The following is a 17361-nucleotide window of genomic DNA, read 5'->3' on the forward strand; positions in this document are numbered from 1 at the left end:
CATGGCCCGTCCTGATGGTCGAAGGGGTGTGTACTCGGAACACCCTGCGCTCCGACGCTTGGGACATATCGGGCGAAATGCTTGGAACCCGCATGGTTGATAACTGCCGTGTTACTCGGAATCCGTCACCACCTGCTCGGTCGAATACGCACTCTCCCAACGGTTAATCTCTGGTCATGGAGACCAGCCAGTGGGTGCGACGGGTGTTGGTGGTGGAAGACCAACCACTGATGCGTGCGCTCGTCGGTGACACGCTCACACACGCCGGGTTCGTGGTCCATACGGCCGGATCGGCGGTCGAAGCGCTCACGGAGTTCGACGGATTCGATCCTGACCTCTTGGTCACGGACATCGACCTTGGCGTGCGGCCGAACGGCGTCGATCTCGCGAACATCGTCACCGTGAAGGCTCCGCATTGCGCGATCGTGTTCCTGACGAACTACCCCAACGCATCGACAGCGCCAGGTTCTGTGGGTGCGCCGCCGAAATCGCTGTTCGTGGACAAGGCGGCTGTCCAGTCGGCGGATCAGTTGATCGGCGTAGTGGAGGCCGCGTTGACGGAAACCGAGCCACCGGCGCTCGGGAGTGATCCGGACTCCGCCTTGTCGAGCCTCACCAGATCACAGCTCGATCTTCTGCGTTACATCTCGCTCGGGTGGTCGAACAGCGCAATCGCAGCGCATCGTGGGTCCTCGATCCGAGGTGTGGAGAAGCTCATCGCGCGCACTCTCGAGAGCCTGGGATTGACGCACGATTCGTCCACCAATCCGCGAGTGCTTGCTGCGAGTATCTTCATCCGCCATTTCGGTGTGCCCGAAGTGACCGACTCGGTGTGAACCCGCGTGAGTGGTGGCTTCGACTCGGTGATCGGAACATCGTCACCAAGTGGTCCTGGATTCTGACGCTGCCGTTCGCGGTGACCGTGATGGCCAACTACTACCTGTGTACCGGGGTGCGCGAAGTAGGCGTGATGGCAGTCGGCGCCTTCGCGACCCACTGCGTCGTCGGGGTGATGCTGCTGATGGCGAGGGCTGTTCTTGCAGCACACCGATCGCAGCTCGCAGCCCTGGCCCTGTTCGCAATGATCGGCGCGATCCGCCCGTTCGTCCTCGACGCGATCACCCGCTCGCTCGAACTCCCCGTCGACCCCAGACCGATGCTCGTCCGGGTGGGACTCAACGTCGTGTGCAGCGTTGTCTTCTTGTCGTTGACCGCCGTACTGGTAGGCGCTCTCCGTGACCGCCTCGCGCTGCAACGGAGTTTGAAGGTTGCCGGGGCCGCCGTCCAACTCCAACAGACCCGGGATCGATTCCGCCTCGACCAAACCCGTGCGCAGTGTCGGCGAGAGCTCGAGCGCAGTATCGAGACAGTCATGCACGCGGTTGCTGAAACGGAACTCGAGGGAGTACGAGGAGCAGCGCTCTTGAATCGAATCTCCGACGACGTGGTTCGCCCGATGAGTCATCGACTGTTCCGGGAGATTCCCCCGATCGAATCACCGACGCCGACTGTGCGGCTGACGGCGAGAGATCGACTGATCGGCGTCGTACGCAGCGTTGAACCGGCGCCACTGTACGTACCGGTGTTCGCGTACACGGCACTGGTGACCGTCTACCTGCTCACGACTTACGGCGTGACGTTCACGGCGGTCCAGCTCGGCGTCGGTTTCTGGCTCTTCGTCGGTGGCAATGCGTGCGCTCGCCGAGTTGTCAGCAGCGGAGACGGCCCTCTGAGACGGATCGCGACTCTTTCTGCGGTGTACTGCGCGAGTGCGTTGATCAGCAGTACCGCGACGTGGCTGCTCCTGACGGTGTTCGGCCGTACCCCGACTTTCTATCTCTCGTCGATGGCCGTCTACCCGTTGGTTGCGCTGTCCGTCTGTCTGATCAGGGCTGCGGATACGCAGCGTCAGGACGAGGAGCGTCAACTCCGCAGTGCCCTGAGCCGGCAAGCGCTCGATGCAGCTCGTATCCATGCCGAGCTCATGCACACCCGACGTGGACTGGCCAGGTTGTTGCACTCGTCGGTGCAGGGCGAACTCGTAGCGGCCGCATGGTCTTCGGACGCCGTTGCCGGTCGCCCGGTCGATGTTGCGGCAACCATTGCCCACATTCTCGACGGCTTGGAAAGCGACCTGTCTGCGTCATCCGATCAGCCGGCTGACTCCGATGCCCGAAAGCGTATCGATGATCTTGTCACGGTGTGGCGCTACGCAATTCCGGTCGTCAGTCACGTCGACGACGAAGTCTGGGCGGTGATCGGTTCCGGCTCCGCTCGGCTCGACAGCGTGGTGGAGATCCTGTCGGAGGGACTGACCAACGCCGTGAAACACGGTGCAGGAGGGCCCGTCTTCCTCGAGGTGACACTCGCCGATGCTCGGGCGGTAGTAGTGCGGATCAGTTCGCCGGGTCGGCTGCCGGTGGCACGGGACTCAGGGATCGGGCTTGAATCGCTCGCCGGTACGGTAACGTCCCTCGAACTTGTCGAAGAGCAAGACCGGGTGGTCCTCACAGCCGTGCTTCTGTGACACCGTGAGTGGCGATGTCGTGGAGGCCGAACGTTTCGCGAATGGCCGGATTGGCCGCTTGTACGGTCGCAGAAATGGAATCGATTACTGCGCAGCTCATCCCACTCGCCACCGGCGTCGTCATCAGCCCGATTCCTCTGGTTGCGATCATCGCGATCCTGCTGTCCACTCGGGCGAAGGCAAATGCATTCGCGTACACCGCGAGCATCGTGCTGGCCGCGGCAGCGATCACAGCAGCGACGGCACTCTCGACCACCGGAGTGGAATCGAAGTCCAGCGGCAGCGCGCATACCGTCCAGACGGTGTTCGCCGTCGTGTTCACTGTCGGTTTTCTGGCGCTCGCATACTCGAGTTGGCGTAGCCGTCCGAAAGACGATGCCGAGCCGGCGATGCCGTCGTGGCTGGCGCAGATCGACTCGATGCAACCGGGCAAAGCTGCGGTCCTGGGACTGTTGTTGACCGTACCCAACGCGAAGAACCTGCCGCTCGAACTCAAGGCAGGTTTGATCATCGGTGGCGGGCACCTCGGCTGGGTATCAGTGATCGCGTACTCCGTCCTGTTCGCGGTAGGGGCGTCCATCGCTTTGATCGTGCTGTCAGCATTGGCTGCCGTGCCCTCGGCGAAGGTGACCGATGCACTGAGCGCCACCAAAAGCACTCTGATCCGCCACAATGCAGCAATCATGACCGTTTTGTTCCTGATGCTGGCAGCATTGGAACTCTCGCACGTTGTCGAAGCCCTGTCGAAGTAGCAACTTGTATTCGAGGAGAAATCGAATGACGATCACACCCAGCGAAGCGCCGGTAGTCGAGACAACGTACGGGCCGGTTCGAGGATCGACGGAAGGCTCGGTGTCGAGTTGGAAGGGGATTCGTTACGCGGCACCTCCGGTCGGTCCGCTGCGATTTCGCGCGCCGGTTCCGCCGAAGCCATGGACCGAGGTCCAGGATGGAACAGAATTCGGACCGTGTGAGCCGCAAAGTCGACTCGCGATGATCCCGCTCGGTGAGAACGTTCCGATGGACGAAGACTGCCTGTTCCTCAACGTGTGGGCACCGGGCCCCGTCGGTTCTGATGCGCCGGGTAAACCGGTGATGGTCTGGATTCACGGCGGAGCGTATTTCCGCGGAGCGTCCAGCCAACCACTTTTCGACGCAACCACATTGGCTGAGAACGGCGACGTTGTCGTCGTCTCGATCAACTACCGCATCGGTGTGTTCGGCTTCGTCGATTTCTCGTCCTTCAATTCGAGTGAACATACCTTCGAGCCCAATGTCGCTCTCCGCGACATGATTGCAGCGCTGCAATGGGTTCAAGGCAACATCGCGGCTTTCGGTGGCGATCCCGACAAAGTGACGTTGTTCGGCGAGTCGGCAGGTGGCGGCGCGGTGACGACGCTGATGACCGTCCCGTCCGCTCGCGGCCTGTTTCATCGCGCTATTGCCGAAAGTTCGCCCGCCACTTCGGTGTACGGTAGTGAACGTGGTGAGATCGTCGCGAAGCTGTTTCTCGAGATCTTCAGCGGCGGAAGCGATCTGGGTCTGTTGCGGTCCACGTCTGCCGAAGACTTGATCGGGCCGTCAGACGAACTGTTTGCTCGCGTCCCCCAGGAGACGCCTGGCACTTTGGCGTTCGCGCCGATCGTCGACGGTGATCTGCTCCCTGACTACCCGGTGCGCGCGTTCCGTCACGGCAATGCACACCCGATTCCGCTGATCATCGGAACCAACAAGGACGAATCTTCGCTCTTCCGGATGATGAAGTCGCCGTTGATGCCGATCGATCCCGTCGTGATCACGTCGATGTTCGCGGAGATCGCCGACGAGCATCCAGGACTCGAGCTACCGGATCATTCTCAAATCGAAGGCGCGTATTCGGGACTGTCCAAGCTGGGCGCCGGTCTCGGTTTGACCCGTGATTTCGGATTCCGGCTGCCTACGTTGTGGATCGCCGAAGCGCACAGCAAGGTTGCGCCGACGTGGTTGTATCGCTTCGACTACGCGCCGCCGATGCTCAAGGCGCTGAAGATCGGTGCGACCCACGGCACCGAACTTGCCTACGTCTTCGGCAACATCAACCACGGGGCACGAGACATCACCTACAAGTTGGGTGGCTTGAGCGCGGCGCGTCATGTCTCTGAGCGCATGCAGGCGAGGTGGTTGGACTTTGCCAGAGCTGCAGGCGATTACGACGCCGGGGACGATCGCGAACTGGGTGCGGACCCGGGGTGGCCCACTTACGACACCGACACACGCTCGACACTGTTGATCGACAAACGCGATGCCGTCGTCGCTGATCTCGACCGCGAGATCCGGGAGGCGTGGGGTGAGACGGTGATTGCATTCACCTGACGGTTCAGCCCTGCTCCAATTCGGCCAGGTAGTGCGAGACGGGTCCCACGGTGAGCATTCCGCTTCCGGCGCCGGCTATTTCGGCGGCGGCAGGTAGGAGCGCCGCTCGCGCACGCTCCTTGACTCGATGGTCGCCGACTGCAGTGGCCGCTGCGGCAGTCAAGCACCACAGTGCCTCGGAGAGTAGGTCTTCGGGCGGGTCCGGCAATGCCTCGACGGCCTTCGCTGCTTCGTTCGTCTGCCCCTGTGCGATGAGCAGGTGTGGCCGGGCCCAGGGTTCGTAGGGGCCCCACTGCGTGGTCGAGTCGAAAATCGCCGGCAGTCCCCGCCATACGCGGAGGGCGAGAATTGCGAGAGGGAGTATGCCGTCCGCGAGACCCGGCATGCCGGCATCGGAAAGATTGACCGCCGCAGCTTCGTACAGCTTCTCGCAGTGCGCGGCCTCCGCGCCGGCAGCGGCAGTACGCATAGCGCGAAACCAGGTGGTGAACACCGCTGCCAACGGGCGTTCGTGACGTCCGGCCAATCGATCAACCGTCTCGGCATGTAGCTCGGCTGCATCGAATTGCCCAAGGGCGCTGAGGGCTTGCATGCGGATCAGATGGCCGAGGATCTCGAAGGTAGCCAGGCCGTGTCGAATGGCGAGGTCGACCAGTTCACGGCCGATGTCGTCGCGCTCGGAGGCCAGACCGGTAGTCCAGAACGTCTGCATGAACAATCCGTTCAGAGCGAAGGCCAGGAGCCCTGGATCGTCGAGAGCGCGACCGATCTGTACTGCGGCACGGGCACATTCGAGACCGTGATGACCGGGCAGTCCGCGCGATTCGAGTGCGATTGTCGCCAACAGTCTCGCCCGAGCGGGTTCGTTGCCGGCCGGAAGTCGATCGAGAGTGCGCTGAGCGGCCTCGACGATCTGCGTAGCCTGCCGAGGATCGTCGGATCGCGTCCAGATCCCGGGCACGTCGTAATTGCCGATGATCCGCGCGGTGAGTTCGACGTCGTCCAATTGTTCAGCGGCGCCGATGATTGTCAGTCGTTGGTTTCGGGCAATCTCGAGTCCGCTTCCGCCCGCAACTGCCAAACTTCGGAGGAGGCCGACGGTTGACTCCAATCTCGATTTCGATCCTGCCGCTACGGTCCGGTCGTACGCTGCCGAAACCTGACTGAAGATCTGTTCTGCCCCTGCAGAATCCAGGCGGGTTTCCCTGCGGAGAATGTCGGACTCGAGGTCGTTCAGTCGTGGACCAGGGTCGATGCCCAACTCTTCGGCGAGTAACTTCCGTGCGCGACGTAGGACTGCCAGAGCATCGCCTTGACGATCGGACCGGTACAGCGCCAGAGCGAGTAGTCGCCAACCCTCCTCGCGCCAAGGGTGTTCCGTCACGTGGGCATCCAGATCGGGAATCGCTTCGGCAGCTCGCCCGAGATCGAGCTGCGCGGATGCCAAGCGTTCGACGGCAGTCAGACGCAGTTCCTCCAAGCGTGATCGCTCCGTTCGGGCCCAAGGCTCGTCGGCGAACTCCGCGTAGGCCGGCCCTCTCCACAGCTGCAGCGCGGTTCGGAGCAGTTCGAGTGATTGCGCCGGCGTCGAATCTGCGGCTTCTCGCACCAGTCTTTCGAATTCCCAAGCGTCGACCGCGTCGGGTGCTGCATGAAAGGCGTAACCGGGCCCTTCGGTGACAATGACTTTCGGCTTCTTTCGCGGCGCGCGATCCGGTTCGAGCGCACGCCTCAATGCGGAAACGAACGTACGTATTGCGCTGGTAGCGCCGGACGGAGGATCGACCCAGAGGTCGTCGACAATCACGTCCACGGGAACAACACGTCCGCGGGCGACGACGAGACGAGCGAGGACCGCTCGGTGTCGTGGACCCTTCAGATCGATCTGGTGTGAAGACTCGTTCCACGCGACCACGGGTCCGAGCACTCCGAAAGCCGGGGCTTCAAATGTGTGGTCTCGCATTTCCCCACGCTATCGCGCTCATCGAACGCTCATCGACTGCGGCGAAGCTGATTGCCATCACCCCGACCTGCCATCACCCCGACTAACGAGAGCGATCGATGACTATCACCATTCCAGGCTTCGACTACCAGCAGATTTCCACAGCAGACGGAGTGCGGCTCAACGTCGCGGTCGGCGGAAGCGGAACACCACTCGTCCTTCTGCACGGCTTCCCTCAGACTCACCTCATGTGGCGTCACGTAGCCACTGCCTTGGCGTCGGATCACGCCGTCATCTGCCCGGATCTACGCGGATACGGAGCCAGCGACAAACCGGTCGAGGAAAACCCGGACACCTACTCCAAACGAACAATGGCTGCCGACATCGTCGAGGTGGCCAGGAACTTGGGACACGAGAAGTTTGCCCTCGTCGGCCACGATCGTGGCGCACTGGTTGCCGTCAGAGCGGGGCTGGATCATCCGGATGTGATCACGCAACTCGGCTCGCTGGACGTGCTCCCCACCCTGGATATGTGGGACATCCTGCATGGATCGAATGCTGCTGTGGCGTTCCATCTCTATCTCATGGCTCAGCCACCTGGTCTTCCCGAGCAGATGATCAGCGCCAGCGCCGATGCGTTCTTCGAGTACTTTCTCGACGTGTGGACGCAGAACCGCGAAGCGATTCCGGTAGACGTGCGGGCGGAATACCTGCGCGCCTCACGGGAGGCGGTGCCGTCGATCGTTGCTGATTACCGGGCGTCGGCAGGCATCGACATCGAACACGATCAGTCCGATCGGGAGGCGGGCAACCAACTGCACATGCCGGTCACGGTCATTCAGCAGGACTGGGGCTCGATGCTCGGCTACGACGCCGAGGCCCTGTGGAAAGCGTGGGCGCCCGATCTCGAGCACCGCACGCTGTCCGCAGGTCACTTCATGGCAGAAGAGGCGCCTGCCGAAGTGGTCGAGGCGATCCGGACCCTACTCGAGAGGTAGTTTTGACGCTTCTCGGCTGTCGAGGTACTGGCGAGCGCATCACGTGCGTCGCGAATGGACGAGGGGGATCGATGGGTTTCTCGCTGCACTTCATGCGGGTGACGAAGGACGTGCAACTCGATGTTGATCGGGCGGCGGTCGCCGCTTTCCTCGATCAGCACGGGCTGCGCGTGGTCGAGAGCCCGTACGGAGGCGAGATCGTCGACCGTGACGACAGGGCATTGACGATCGACGGGGCCTTCTCCGACCTTCATCTCGACTCGCTCGAGCAGAGCGATCCACTCAGTGGTGGAATCTTCCACGCGACGCTGTCGCCTGCCGAGTGCGCGTTCGTCTACGACCTCTGCGCGGCGGCTGGGTTCCTGATCGTCAACCCTCAGGGTGACCCGACGTTTCTCGTTCCCCAGCGCAATCACGAGCCCGACGACGTTTCCGAGTTGGAGGACGTCGTCTGGGTCGACAGCGCCGAGGAACTGGCGCGGGCGCTCACCGGTGGTTTCCAAGCGTTCCGCGAGTTTCGGGACCGCGTGACAGGACGAGCCGCCGGTGCCGAATGATCGGGGCCCCGTCGGGTCGACGAAGGTCGGGTTCTACCGCTTGACCCCGGCCGCCAAGTCGTCGACGAGAACCTTGGCGGTCAAGGCGTATCCCGCGGCCTTGTAGTAGTCGAAGGGAATCACTCGACCAGCCTGCGCGGCGGGCAGACGCTGCCACGTCGGCGAGGTGTACACGCTGCCGGAGGCGCTGCGATCCAAGGCGAAGATGACGTCGGCTTCTTCGAGACGGTTGAACTGCTCCGATCCGAGCATCACGCGAAGGTCGGGGCCTTCACGGAGCACCTCGAATCCCAGGTCCTCGGCGACGGCGGTGCGGAAATCGTTCTGGAACCACGCGATCTGATCCTCCGCGGCGGCGACGAAGGCAACCTTCTTGCCGGCCATCAGCGGTTCGACGGTCGGGCGGACCTGAGCTACATGGGCGTCGTACTCGGCGAGTACTTCTTCGGCGCGATCGCTGCGCCCGATGCCGGTGAGGAAGTCCGACATGACCTTCCGCCACTCCGGGGTGAAGTCCTTGCCGACGGGCAGGACCGGTGCGATCTGCTGCATCCGGTCGTTGCCGTACGACCCGGTGTCCCACCAGCCGGCGCTGAGGACGAGAAGGTCTGCGCCGAGAGTCGAGATGTATTCGAAGTTGGGATCGGAAGCACCTTCGGCGAAGATCTCGACACCCGTGGCATCCGGGACCTCACGGCGTAGGTGATCGGCGGCGCCGGTCGGGTAGGCGGTCACCGGGTATCCGGCGAGGATCGACAATTCGAGGCCGTCCCGCGGGTCGAGGGCAACGACGTTCTGCGGGTCCGTCGGAATGATCAGCTTCTCGTCGCCGCGCGTGAACTCGAAGGTCTCCGCGTTCTCGGGCGTCGAACTTTCCGTGCTGCCGCAGGCGGCGAGAAACGCGGCCGCAGCGACGCCCGCGCCGACGCCGAAGAAACCGCGTCGCGTCAGGTTGTCCACGATCGCCCAGTAGTCGCGATCGGTCGTGGAGGGAGAAAGGAGTCGAGTCATGCTTGTTAGGTTAGCCTTAGGGGCTGTCTTCGGGAATGCTGAAACAGCTCCCGCGAACGCCAAGAAATACGGCGAACACGCCAGCACAGAGAGTGTTGTCCGCGTCACCGGCAGGTCTGATTCACAACCCACTTTCGACCTCTGACGTGCATGACGTCACAACCGGCCGCCTCCTCGATCGCGATTTGGCCCTGATCGCGCCGACTATGCTGAGTTGACCAGCAGTACGATTTCGGAGGTTGCAATGCAGATCACCAGCGTCGGCCACGCAGGATTTCACATCCAGACCGAGGCCGGATCCATCCTGTGTGATCCGTGGGTGACCCCGACGTATTTTGCGTCCTGGGTGCCGTTCCCCGACAACACAGAGTTGGACTGGGACGCGCTGGGCAACTGCGACTACCTCTACGTCTCGCACCTGCACAAGGACCACTTCGATCCGAAGAATCTGATCGCGCACGTCAACAAGGACGCCACAGTCCTGCTCCCCGATTACCCGGTGCCGGACCTCAAGCGTGAACTCGAGAAGCTCGGCTTCCACAAGTTCTTCGAGACGGAAGACTCCGTCAAGCACACCGTCAGCGGTCCCAAGGGCGATCTCGACATCATGATCATCGCTCTGCGCGCTCCCGCGGACGGTCCGATCGGTGACTCGGGCCTCGTCGTCTCGGACGGGGAAACCACCTGTTTCAACATGAACGACGCCAGGCCCGTCGACCTGGACCCGCTGACCGACGCCTTCGGGAAGGTCGACATCCATCTGCTGCAGTACTCGGGCGCGATCTGGTACCCGATGGTCTACGACATCCCGAAGGGCACCAAGCGCAACTTCGGCAAGCAGAAGCGTCAGCGCGGCATGGACCGCTGCCGCAACTACATCTCCCAGGTCGACGCTGCCTGGGTTGTCCCGTCGGCCGGCCCGCCGGTCTTCCTCGACGACGACCTGCGTTACCTCAACGACGATCATGGCGACGAGGGAAACATCTTCCCCGACCAGATCACGTTCCTCGAGCAGATGCGCATCAACGGCAACGATCGTGGTCTGCTGATGATCCCCGGCTCGGCCGTCGAACTTCGCGGAAGTGAGAAGGTCGCACTGACGCATCCCATCCCGGACGCGGACGTCGACAAGATCTTCTCGAACAAGGCCGAGTACATCGAGAAGATGGCGCAGAAGATGGCACCGGTCATCGCCGCGCAGAAGGCCACGTGGGCGCCGGCCGAAGGCGAGCCGCTGCTCGACGGTCTCAAGGCCAAGTTCGAGCCGATCATGGCTCAGTCCGATCTGATCTGCGACGGAATCGGCTACCCCGTCGGACTCGTGATGGGAGAGGAGACGGTCGTCCTCGACTTCCCGAAGCGGATCGTTCGTGAGCCCATCGACGGAGAAGGCAAGTACCGCTACGGCTTCCGCATCGCTCCCGAACTGGTTCGCACCGTTCTGCGCGACGACGAGCCCGACTGGGTCAACACCATCTTCCTGTCGACACGCTTCACGGCGTGGCGCATCGGTGGGTACAACGAATTCCTCTACACGTTCTTCAAGTGCCTCACCGACGAGCGCATCGCGTACGCCGACGGCTGGTTCGCCGAGGCCCACGACGACAGCGCGTCTATCGAGTTGGGCGGGTACGAGATTCAGCGTCGTTGCCCCCACCTCAAGGCGGACCTGTCGAAGTTCGGTGTCGTCGACGGCACCAACCTCACCTGCGATCTGCACGGCTGGCAGTGGGATCTCGAGACCGGCCGCTGCAAGACGTCCAAGGGCCACGAGCTGCGCACCAGCAAGCTGAGCTGAACCGAGCTCGTCGGGTGACGGGATACAGCAGGTCGCTGATCGGCCTGGCGACAGCGCTCGCCGGGTTGGCCGGTTACGTCGACGCGCTCGGATTCATCACGCTCGGTGGGCCTTTCGTTTCGTTCATGAGCGGCAACATGACGCAGGCGAGCGTCGCATTTGCCGACGGGGTGTGGTCGACCGCGAGAGTTGCCGGCGGAATCATCGTGCTCTTCCTCCTGGGAATCGCGCTGGGAACCGTCGTCACCCACTTCACGGAGCGCTATTCGGTCCGGGCTCGCAAGGTCACGGTGCTCGCGGTTGTAGCCGGGATGCTGTCCATCGGTTCGGTGATGAGCAGCCTCGACGTCACCCCCGGCGCGATCTCGGCGATGGCCTTGGCGATGGGAGCCGTCAACTCGGTGTTCCAGCGCGACGGCGAGGTGACGATCGGTGTCACGTACATGACCGGTGCGCTGGTCAAGATGGGCCAGCGTCTGACCGGAGCCTTTCTGGGTGGCCCGAAGTGGGCGTGGCTGCAGCACTTCGGGATGTGCGCGGGGTTGATCGCGGGCGCGGTGGTCGGTGCGCTCGTTCATCGGTGGATCGGTCTTCACGCTCTGTGGCCCGCATCGGCGTTCACGGTTGTTCTGATCGCCGTTGCCTGGCAGGTCTCGCCCCCGTCTCCGGCAAAGGTGTAGAAAGAGCCAGACACAAATCCGGGGGTACAGGGGGAAGCAGTGGATGCTCTGATCATCGTGGTGCTCGGACTGCTCGGAATCGTCGCGGCCTCGACGCTCGGAGCGCGGATCGGAGTCGCAGCACCGTTGATTCTGGTGATGGCCGGGATCGTTGTCAGCCTCCTACCATTTGTCCCAGCAGTGGACATCGACCCGGAATGGATTCTGGCAGGCGTGCTTCCGCCACTGCTGTACTCCGCCTCGGTCTCGATGCCGTCGATGGAGTTTCGGCGTGAGTTCGGTGCCATCGGTGGGCTTTCCGTTCTGCTCGTGGTCGTGAGTGCGCTTGTTCTCGGTGTGTTCTTCTCCTGGGTGATACCAGGACTCGGTATCTGGTGGGGCATTGCACTCGGTGCGATCGTGAGCCCGACGGATGCCGTCGCGACGTCCATCGTCAAGAAACTCCCGGTCTCGCCGCGGGTGGTGTCGATCCTCGAAGGCGAAAGCCTGCTCAACGACGCCACCGCTCTGGTTCTGTTGCGTACTGCCATCGCCGGGGCCGCCGCATCGGTGTCGCTGTGGAGTGTGTTGGGCAAGTTCGCTTTTGCCGTCGTCGTGGCCGCGGTCATCGGAGTTGTCGTCGGCAAGGTCAACCTGATGGTTCGCGCCCGTGTCACCGATTCGACGGTCAACACGGTCATCTCGTTCACGGTGCCGTTTCTGGCGGCGATCCCCGCCGAAGAGTTGGGTGCGTCAGGGTTGGTTGCTGCCGTCGTGGCCGGGCTCGTCACCGGCTACGACGCTCCTCGGAAGCTGTCACCGCGTCATCGGTTGTCCGACTCCCAGAACTGGCGCACAGTCGAATTGGTCCTCGAAGGTGCGATCTTCCTGGTGATGGGCCTCGAACTCTCGTCGATAGTCGACGATGTCCGGGTCGACCACGAGGGCATATTCACGGCGGTCTTCGTGGCGGCGGGTGCACTGTTCCTCACGATCTTGGTGCGGGCTCTGTACGTGGCCCCGCTCCTGCGAGCGCTCCAAGCGCGGGCGAATTTTCGTGAACGCATGAAACCCAGACTCTCCGACATCGCGAATCGCCTCGACAATCCCGAGGATTACCCGCCAGGCGAACGACGCAGCAGGCGCCGGGCACCTTCGGCGAATCAGATGGAAAGGTTCAAGGTTCGGGTTCGGCGGACGGTTGCCGATATCGACTACTACCTTGCTGCGCCGTTGGGATGGCGTGAAGGCACGATCGTCATCTGGGCCGGCATGCGCGGGGCGGTCACTCTGGCTGCAGCGCAGACTCTGCCGGAAGACACCCCGAGTCGATCGCTCCTGATCTTGGTTGCGTTCCTGGTGGCAGCAGGCTCGTTGATCCTTCAGGGAGGAACGTTGAAGCGCGTCGTAGTGGCGACCGGTCCGGCATCGCAAGATCTCACCGAATCCGAACGAGACGAGCATCGCAGGTTGCTCGACCTCCTCGAAGATGCTGCTGCGAGTGTCGTTCCGCCAGAGAGTCGGTCGAAGAAAAGGATCCGCCTCGACGTGATCGACGCGCAGCGTCAGGCACTGCTCGACGCACGTGACGATGGCGTGTTCGACGCACGGATGCTCGGATCGGCACTTGCCGCGCTGGATGCCGATCAGATCAGCCTCGAACTCAAGGGCGGTCCGGACGGTTGATCACGTGCACAGTCTCTTTCGAGCGGACGTCATCATTGCCCGCGTGATCACGCCGTGCAGTACCTGAACGGGTGCGAAGTAGATTCGGCCCGCGCGGTTCTTCAGCTCCACGGCGGTGACGACGTGCAGGAGGCCGGCGTCGTTGTCGGCCTGAACCGAGGCGACGAATCGTAGGTGTTTCTCGTCCGCTTCGATGAGGGCCTCGCCGTCGGCGATCTTGTCGACGGCAAAGGTGTCGGGGCGTCCCTTGGCGATGCCGAGCAGTCCGACTATCCGCTCCCTGAGCCAGAACATCGCGAGGACGGGTGCGGGGACATTCCTGACGTCGAAGACTGCCTGCGCCCACTCCTCGGATGTATGGGTCGGAACAGACGGGATGGTGATCGTGGTGGCTTCTGCCCAGTCCGGTGCAGGCATTGCCTTGAAAGCGAGTGTCATTTCGTCCTCCGTACGGTGCCGTATGGAACTTACCCATACGGTACCGTACGGAGGTGACGAATGCCCGCGCCCGACTCTCTCGCGACCAGTGGATCGATGCAGCTTTCCAGGCTCTGACAAGCCATGGGCCTGATGCAGTTGCAGTGGAAAAGGTGGCGCGCACGCTCGGATCGACCAAGGGTTCCTTTTATTGGCACTTCGCCAACCGCGACGAATTGCTGCAAGCTGCGCTCGGCCGGTGGGAAGTTTTGGCAACCGAGAGACTGATCTCCTCCGTCGAGTCCTCTGGTGAACCGGCGGAGGTGAGGTTGCGTCGTCTGGTGGATTCGGTCACGACCGGATTGGCCGATCGTCGTGCGGAGTTGGAACTGCTTGCCGGGATCGACCATCCTGTGGTTTCGGCGGCGGTTCGACGTGTCACCGAGCGTCGAGTTACCTACATCGTGACGTTGTTGGTCGATCTGGGGATGGACAGGCAGAAAGCGGAACATCGTGGCGTACTTGCCTATTCGATGTACCTGGGGCAGATGCAATTGGTACACAGTGCGCCCGATGTGGTTCCTGGCAGCGGTGCGGACGCTCAGGCGCTCGCCGACGAGTTCGTGAACATGGTTCTGGCCAGGTAAGTTCGCCGTCGAACGCAGCGTGATCTGCGCATCACCCTGCGCTTTCAGGTGAGGGACCACACATTGCGCGTAACCCATAGTTACAGATACTTTGAGGTCAGCTGAAGTGGGGTGCCGGATATGTCGACATTTCCCGGAGGCGCAAAACCGTTTCACGACAGGAAGAAAGGTGACTCACCATGAGCGTTGTGCTTATTTCGTTGCTGGTCGCCGCTGGACTCACCGTGCTGGCCACCAGTGACGGTGCCGGTCTGGACTTCGGGAGTCGGCAGCTGAACCGCCAGTTGAAGACCCGCACGCACCGGTAACCCCGGAAATCGGCCGGCTCCACGCGATACTTCGCGGAGCCGGCCGTTTGCGTTGTTCCGGTCAGTTCACTCCGAGATCTACCAGCCAGGCCCGGGGGCTGCGGGCGACGATGCCCAAGGCAACGGCAGAACCCGTCGCGGAGTCGAACGCGACGCTGTCGGCAGATTCGAGCCCCGTGTAGAGCTGGGAAACCCCGGCTGCTGCGCCCGCTCCGATGATCGGCGCAATCGACGCACCGAAGGCATCGGGCGTCACGGCTTCGAAAGTTACCGCGCGCGAGAAGTGTTCGGCGAATGCCTCGGCGAGTTCGATGCCGGTGATCGCCGGAATCTGTCCGATGTCGACCGCGTCCGGTGCTACGTCGAGAGTCAGGGCAGCAACGGCTGCATCAGCGACGTCGAGATGTGAACTCCATGCGACCGCGAGATCGGCACGTAGTGGGTAACGCAGGACCCCTTCGTCTTTCACCCCCGACAGCACGGTGGGCAGAAGAAGATTCTCGAGGAACAAACGCGGGGTCAGGACGGTCACCGCGATACCTTCGGCGCGGAGTCCGTCGACGAGCTCGGAGAGAACGGGTGTGTTGGGACCGGCAAGCGGCGAAGTAGCGTCGCCGGTCACCGTGCCGCTGGTAGAGATCACGAACCGCGAAGGACCTGTCACTCTTGCTGCTGCCAGAACATTGTGGGCGTAACCAGCTAGCGTCTCGGTGTCGCCGGCGAGTGGCAGGTGGAAGAACACCCCGTCTACCCCGCGATAAGCGTCGGCGAGAGAGTCGGCTGACGCATTGTCCGCGACGACGGTGTTCGCACCCTCGAACGTCTGGTCAGGGTTGCGGGTGATTGCTCGGACTTCGGCACCTGTCGATCCGGCGAGAGCCGCGACCAATCCCGCGAGAACGGGAGAACCCTGTGCGCCGGTGGCGCCATGCACTGTGTAAGTCATGACGCCTATAGTTCAGATTGGGAACCAGTTACTTCAAGTGAACTAATGGGGAATCGATGAGTGAATCAGGTCACGTGCTTCCGGAGTGCGGCGTCGCGCGCTTTCTGCTGGTTCTGGACGGACCGTGGGCAACGCTGATCGTTCGTGAGCTCACGCACGGCCCGATGCGCTTCACGGAACTACGACGCGCATTGCCCGGCATCAGTCCCAGGACACTGTCCGCCAGACTCAAGCGATTCGAGGAGTTCGATCTGGTGACCCGGACTGCCTACGCCGAGGTGCCGCCGCGAGTGGAGTACGAACTCACCGCGACGGGGATGGAACTGCGCTCCGTGCTCGAAGCGATGGTCGAGTGGGCGGATCTGGCACTCCCCGTTTCGTGACCCTGCCCTCAGTGCGGGCCCGAAAGTCCAACCCGCAGAGCGCCGCAGGCCTCGAACATCGCATCTTGACCGGTATGGCCGACACCGGTGGTTTGACGAAGGCATGGATCAATCCACTGTGACGCCTGAGTGCAACCGGGACTCCGGCCTCTCGCAGCCGGTTCGCGTATTCCTCACCCTCGTCGCGTAGTGGGTCGAAACCGGCGACGGCAACGTACGCGGGTGGTAGGCCGGCCAGGTCCGGAGTGAGCAGCGGGGAGACTCGCGGGTCGAGGGCCGAAGCGCCGCCCGACAGGTAATGGGCCGCATACCAATCGAGTTGGGCGTCGGTGAGAAAGAAGTCGGTGCCGAACATCTTGTGCGAAGGGCGCTTCGACGAAAGGTCCACCCAGGGAAAGAAGAGTAGCTGATATGCGGGCTTGACGTCGTCTTCGGTCGTGGACTGCGCGACGACGGCAGCCAAGTTCCCACCCGCGCTGTCTCCGCCTACCGCAATGGATTTCGGATCTGCACCCAGATCTGTGGCATGCTCGACGCAGTACCGGAATGCGGCGACGGCGTCATCGACCCCGGCGGGGAACGGGAACTCCGGTGCTAACCGGTAGTCCACCGACAACACACTGACCTCGCCGTGGCGGGCCAGGAAGCGGCACACACTGTCGCCGCTCTCGAGGCTGCCGAGGACGAACCCGCCGCCGTGGAAGTACACCAAAAGTGGAGCGGGCGTTGAGACTCCGGCCGGGCGATACAGCCGAGCCGGAATCGCGTGATCCCCGGCCGGGATCTCGAGGTCACGTACCGTCTCGATGTCGATGGGCGTACCGCCGAACAGTCGCGATTCGGCGGCGATCTGAGCCCGTCCCTCTTCGACCGGAAGATGCTCGAAGCTCGTACCTTCGACCGCTGAGAGCAACCGCAGTGCAAGCTGGATCTCGGGGTGCAGAGTCTGCCCGTCGATCTCCTTCGGCTTGCCACCGAGAATGCGCTGCGCGCCGGTCGGTAAGGCGCCGACGACATCGAGCACCACCCGCGCAACACGATCTTGGACAGACATCTTCTCCGTGGACATCGTCGCCTTCCGTCGGCCGATCACCCGTCGCTTGTACGTTACGAAAGAACCGGACAAATAT

At 62.7% G+C, this 17361-nt stretch carries 16 protein-coding genes and 1 pseudogene; 12 read left to right on the plus strand and 5 right to left on the minus strand.

Annotated features, from left to right (window positions below):
* The first annotated feature begins 176 nt into the window (after positions 1–176).
* The 4 genes from ABH939_RS23685 (at position 177) to ABH939_RS23700 (ending at position 4879) form a co-directional block, all read left to right on the plus strand.
* Positions 177–836, plus strand: coding sequence for a response regulator (locus tag ABH939_RS23685; RefSeq protein WP_404650231.1), 660 nt, complete (start codon positions 177–179; stop codon positions 834–836).
* Positions 833–2527 (plus strand): two-component system, sensor protein, encoded by a 1695-nt coding sequence (locus tag ABH939_RS23690; protein ID WP_404650232.1) that lies wholly within the window; start codon positions 833–835, stop codon positions 2525–2527. Before ABH939_RS23685 ends, ABH939_RS23690 begins: the two co-directional genes overlap by 4 nt.
* A 74-nt stretch (positions 2528–2601) precedes the next feature.
* Positions 2602–3279, plus strand: coding sequence for a GAP family protein (locus ABH939_RS23695; RefSeq protein WP_404650233.1), 678 nt, complete (start codon positions 2602–2604; stop codon positions 3277–3279).
* Positions 3280–3304: 25 nt separating this feature from the next.
* Positions 3305–4879, plus strand: a complete 1575-nt coding sequence (locus tag ABH939_RS23700; protein WP_404650234.1) for a carboxylesterase/lipase family protein — start codon at positions 3305–3307, stop codon at positions 4877–4879.
* Between the two features lie 4 nt (positions 4880–4883).
* Here ABH939_RS23700 and ABH939_RS23705 read toward each other — a convergent pair whose 3' ends face one another.
* Positions 4884–6842, minus strand: coding sequence for a BTAD domain-containing putative transcriptional regulator (locus ABH939_RS23705; RefSeq protein WP_404650235.1), 1959 nt, complete (start codon positions 6840–6842; stop codon positions 4884–4886).
* A gap of 98 nt (positions 6843–6940) precedes the next feature.
* Here ABH939_RS23705 and ABH939_RS23710 point away from each other — a divergent pair, with 98 nt between their 5' ends.
* Together ABH939_RS23710 and ABH939_RS23715 are read left to right on the plus strand one after the other, a co-directional pair.
* On the plus strand, positions 6941–7819 hold the full coding sequence (locus ABH939_RS23710) for an alpha/beta fold hydrolase (protein WP_217018035.1): 879 nt from the start codon (positions 6941–6943) through the stop codon (positions 7817–7819).
* Positions 7820–7890: 71 nt separating this feature from the next.
* Positions 7891–8376, plus strand: coding sequence for a hypothetical protein (locus ABH939_RS23715; RefSeq protein WP_042922885.1), 486 nt, complete (start codon positions 7891–7893; stop codon positions 8374–8376).
* Positions 8377–8409: 33 nt separating this feature from the next.
* Here the strand turns inward: ABH939_RS23715 and ABH939_RS23720 are convergent, their stop codons facing one another.
* Entirely contained in the window at positions 8410–9387 is a 978-nt protein-coding gene (locus ABH939_RS23720) for an ABC transporter substrate-binding protein (RefSeq protein ID WP_030536198.1), read from the minus strand.
* Between the two features lie 244 nt (positions 9388–9631).
* Between ABH939_RS23720 and ABH939_RS23725 the strand changes: the two genes are divergently transcribed.
* The 3 genes from ABH939_RS23725 to ABH939_RS23735 are packed head-to-tail and all read left to right on the plus strand — an operon-like array spanning position 9632 to position 13530.
* Complete coding sequence (locus tag ABH939_RS23725; RefSeq protein ID WP_003942885.1) at positions 9632–11185, plus strand: MBL fold metallo-hydrolase; 1554 nt, start codon at positions 9632–9634, stop codon at positions 11183–11185.
* A 14-nt stretch (positions 11186–11199) separates the two neighbouring features.
* Positions 11200–11865: a YoaK family protein gene (locus tag ABH939_RS23730; RefSeq protein WP_404650236.1), complete on the plus strand. Its 666-nt coding sequence runs from the start codon at positions 11200–11202 to the stop codon at positions 11863–11865.
* Positions 11866–11904: 39 nt separating this feature from the next.
* Positions 11905–13530: a cation:proton antiporter gene (locus tag ABH939_RS23735; protein ID WP_404650237.1), complete on the plus strand. Its 1626-nt coding sequence runs from the start codon at positions 11905–11907 to the stop codon at positions 13528–13530.
* Here the strand turns inward: ABH939_RS23735 and ABH939_RS23740 are convergent, their stop codons facing one another.
* Positions 13531–13968, minus strand: a complete 438-nt coding sequence (locus ABH939_RS23740) for a DUF2867 domain-containing protein (protein WP_007730272.1) — start codon at positions 13966–13968, stop codon at positions 13531–13533.
* A gap of 53 nt (positions 13969–14021) precedes the next feature.
* On the opposite strand from ABH939_RS23740, the gene ABH939_RS23745 reads away from it, so the two are divergent.
* Both ABH939_RS23745 and ABH939_RS23750 read left to right on the plus strand, forming a co-directional pair.
* Positions 14022–14594 carry a TetR/AcrR family transcriptional regulator gene (locus ABH939_RS23745; protein WP_404650238.1) on the plus strand — a complete coding sequence of 191 codons (573 nt, stop codon included), beginning with the start codon at positions 14022–14024 and terminating at the stop codon, positions 14592–14594.
* A gap of 179 nt (positions 14595–14773) precedes the next feature.
* Positions 14774–14902 (plus strand): hypothetical protein, encoded by a 129-nt coding sequence (locus tag ABH939_RS23750; protein ID WP_003943237.1) that lies wholly within the window; start codon positions 14774–14776, stop codon positions 14900–14902.
* Between the two features lie 61 nt (positions 14903–14963).
* On the opposite strand, the gene ABH939_RS23755 is transcribed toward ABH939_RS23750, so the two are convergent.
* On the minus strand, positions 14964–15848 hold the full coding sequence (locus tag ABH939_RS23755) for an SDR family oxidoreductase (protein ID WP_042922879.1): 885 nt from the start codon (positions 15846–15848) through the stop codon (positions 14964–14966).
* A gap of 56 nt (positions 15849–15904) precedes the next feature.
* Here ABH939_RS23755 and ABH939_RS23760 point away from each other — a divergent pair, with 56 nt between their 5' ends.
* The gene (locus ABH939_RS23760) at positions 15905–16231 is read left to right on the plus strand and encodes a helix-turn-helix domain-containing protein (protein WP_019745900.1); all 327 of its coding nucleotides are present in this window, start codon (positions 15905–15907) and stop codon (positions 16229–16231) included.
* 8 nt (positions 16232–16239) lie between these two features.
* Here ABH939_RS23760 and ABH939_RS23765 read toward each other — a convergent pair.
* Positions 16240–17300, minus strand: a pseudogene (locus ABH939_RS23765) (alpha/beta hydrolase).
* Between the last annotated feature and the right edge of the window lie 61 nt (positions 17301–17361).

Origin of the sequence: Rhodococcus sp. 27YEA6 (assembly GCF_044908235.1) — a bacterium.
GTDB lineage: Bacteria > Actinomycetota > Actinomycetes > Mycobacteriales > Mycobacteriaceae > Rhodococcus_F > Rhodococcus_F qingshengii.

Coding starts and splice junctions, on each gene's coding strand:
- ABH939_RS23760 (WP_019745900.1), top strand. CDS start 15,905: ATGAGTGAATCAGGTCACGTGCTTCCGGAGTGCGGCGTCGCGCGCTTT.
- ABH939_RS23755 (WP_042922879.1), bottom strand. CDS start 15,848: ATGACTTACACAGTGCATGGCGCCACCGGCGCACAGGGTTCTCCCGTT.
- ABH939_RS23695 (WP_404650233.1), top strand. CDS start 2,602: ATGGAATCGATTACTGCGCAGCTCATCCCACTCGCCACCGGCGTCGTC.
- ABH939_RS23715 (WP_042922885.1), top strand. CDS start 7,891: ATGGGTTTCTCGCTGCACTTCATGCGGGTGACGAAGGACGTGCAACTC.
- ABH939_RS23710 (WP_217018035.1), top strand. CDS start 6,941: ATGACTATCACCATTCCAGGCTTCGACTACCAGCAGATTTCCACAGCA.
- ABH939_RS23740 (WP_007730272.1), bottom strand. CDS start 13,968: ATGACACTCGCTTTCAAGGCAATGCCTGCACCGGACTGGGCAGAAGCC.
- ABH939_RS23720 (WP_030536198.1), bottom strand. CDS start 9,387: ATGACTCGACTCCTTTCTCCCTCCACGACCGATCGCGACTACTGGGCG.
- ABH939_RS23725 (WP_003942885.1), top strand. CDS start 9,632: ATGCAGATCACCAGCGTCGGCCACGCAGGATTTCACATCCAGACCGAG.
- ABH939_RS23705 (WP_404650235.1), bottom strand. CDS start 6,842: ATGCGAGACCACACATTTGAAGCCCCGGCTTTCGGAGTGCTCGGACCC.
- ABH939_RS23750 (WP_003943237.1), top strand. CDS start 14,774: ATGAGCGTTGTGCTTATTTCGTTGCTGGTCGCCGCTGGACTCACCGTG.
- ABH939_RS23685 (WP_404650231.1), top strand. CDS start 177: ATGGAGACCAGCCAGTGGGTGCGACGGGTGTTGGTGGTGGAAGACCAA.
- ABH939_RS23700 (WP_404650234.1), top strand. CDS start 3,305: ATGACGATCACACCCAGCGAAGCGCCGGTAGTCGAGACAACGTACGGG.